Origin of the sequence: Weizmannia acidilactici (genome assembly GCF_008974225.1) — a bacterium.
In the GTDB taxonomy this organism is placed as follows: Bacteria; Bacillota; Bacilli; order Bacillales; family Bacillaceae_C; genus Weizmannia; species Weizmannia acidilactici.
Genome location: NZ_BKZR01000084.1, coordinates 1 through 2,345, shown reverse-complemented (window position 1 = coordinate 2,345; position 2,345 = coordinate 1). Strand labels below are relative to the sequence as shown.

The 2,345-nt window shown below is 44.8% G+C and carries 1 protein-coding gene; it reads right to left on the bottom strand.

Translation table 11 applies throughout. The annotated features are described in order from the left end of the window. Positions 1 to 356: 356 nt before the first annotated feature. Positions 357 to 2,339 (bottom strand): beta-glucoside-specific PTS transporter subunit IIABC, encoded by a 1,983-nt coding sequence (locus GBH70_RS16220; RefSeq protein ID WP_151681996.1) that lies wholly within the window; start codon positions 2,337 to 2,339, stop codon positions 357 to 359. Positions 2,340 to 2,345 lie beyond the last annotated feature (6 nt).

Sequence of the window (2,345 nt, the reverse complement as noted above, 5' to 3'; positions counted from 1 at the left end):
ATCAAACTCTCGATAAAAGATGTTTGATAAAAGCTCGTTAGAAAATTGACGTTTCGCTTTGTTCAGTTTTCAAGGATCAATCTTGCGTCGCCCGTTTAACAGCGACTTAAGTATTATATCATAACATCTAATCAGCGTCAACAACTTTTTTATTGTTTTTTCGTTTCCCACGAACCAGCTTAACCATAATATCACCATTCATATTTTTCGTCAATCTGAAAAAGCGGTGAAATTTTTTCCGGGTACGGCAAAAAATACAGCTGCCAAAAAATTCATTCACCTAACAGAAAAGCGGTGAGCTTCTGCCTTTTATGGCATCTCACCACTTTTAAACTTCTTGCCTGTTTGCTTAAATTTTATTTACCCTCAACAACCGCTTCTTGCTTTTTATACAAGTTCAACAAAGCTTCTTCTGCATAAGTTTCACCCAAAGCCGTTTGTTCAACCGCGTCATACGCCATCGTATTCGTGACAATGACCATCGTTGTGGTGTCATAACCGGCTGCTTTGATTTTTTCCGAATCAAATGTGCCGATCACATCGCCTTTTTTGATGCGGTCTCCGGCTTTGACATTAGAATTAAAGTGTTCTCCATTCAAGTTGACGGTGTCGATTCCGACGTGGATCAAAACTTCTGCACCCTGATCGGATTGGAGGCCGAATGCATGGTCTGTCGGGAAGGCAACAGATACTTGCCCGTCAAACGGCGCCACGACTTTTCCTTCTTCCGGCACAACGCCGACGCCCTTACCCATCGCTTCGGAGCTGAAGACCGGATCATTTACGGAAGTGAGCGGCACGACGCGGCCTTTTACCGGATTGTAGATGATTTCCTTCAGTTCCATTCCGGTTGTATCCACTTTTGGAAGTTCCGGGCGTTCTTTGTCCATTTTGCTTTCCAGCGCAGCTGTTTTCTTTTCAGTCAGGCTCTTTTTGCCCACTGATAAGTTCGCAAACATTGTTTCATTATTTTCTTCATTAAACCCAAAGATTAACACGAGCAGGAATGCGATCACCCATGCGACAATGACCGCAATGGCTTCCATTACAACACTTGAACCTTTGCCGATAAACAGCGGAAGTTCAAAGAAGTTCATAATCGGTGAATATTGGAAGGCTTTTACGCCGGCAAAGCCAGCAATGGCGCCACCGATTGCGCTTGCGATCAAACCGAAAATAAAACCTTTTTTGTATTTCAGGTTAATGCCGTAAATCGCCGGCTCAGTAATTCCGAAAAAGTTACTGATGGCAGCTGAAACAGCAATTTCCCTGTTTTTGGATTTTTTTGCTTTAAAAATGGCGCCTGCCACTGCACCAAACTGGCCGAATACTGCAACAAACATCATGGCCAGCAATGTGTCATAACCGTAGTTTTGAATGTTGATCAAGGAAATCGGCAGAATTCCCCAGTGCAGTCCGAAGACAACAAATACCTGGAACAAGCCTGCCAAAATAAATCCGGCAACGGCAGGGCTCAGGCTGTACAGGTATTTATAGCCGTAAGCAAGCCCCATACCGATGGCGTTGCCTAAAGGTCCGATGACGATAAAGGTCAAAGCACCGGCAACAAGCAATGTAAAGAACGGCACAAATACGAGCTGGGCAACGGCCGGAAGATGCTTTTTGAACCATCTTTCAATATAGCTCATGAGCCAGATTGCCAAAATCGTCGGAATGACCGCACCACCGTACTGTTTAAAATTGATGGCGTAGCTGCCTAAATGGCCGATTTTCGGGATACTGCTATCCGTCAGCGGATAAATCATCGCTGCTGCAAGCGCAACGGCAATAAAACGGTTTGTATTGAATTTATCAGCAGCCGTAATGGCAATAAAGATCGGAAGCAGTGTAAACACACCTGTTGCCAGTGCGTTCAGAATGCTGTACCAAACTGAAGATGTCGAAACAACATGCGTGCTTGCCAAAAGGATTGCAACACCTTTTAAAACGCCGGCACCTGCAAGAACAGAGATAAACGGCGTGAAAATACCGGAAAGAACTGCAACAAAGCGGTCAAAAATATTGCCTTTTTCTTCGCTTTCTTCCGCAGCCGCATCATTGTCAGATCCGACATCGGAAGCCGTAAAATGGTAAGCATCCATAATGGCGTTATAGACAGGAACGACTTCATCCCCGATGACAACCTGGTACTGTCCGCCTGCGTTTACTGCCGTCAGTACATTTGGCAGGTCTTCAAGCAGTTCTTTATTTGCTTGCCCTGCATCTTTTAAACGGAAACGCAAACGGGTCGCGCAGTGCACCAATGATTTAACATTATCAGGCCCGCCGACATTTGCGACAATATCATGGGCAAGCTGCGCATAATCTTTCTTTGCCATGTAAAT

Bases quoted from the DNA above. Each gene is read 5' to 3' on its own strand.
- GBH70_RS16220 (WP_151681996.1), bottom strand. From the start codon at position 2,339: ATGGCAAAGAAAGATTATGCGCAGCTTGCCCATGATATTGTCGCAAAT.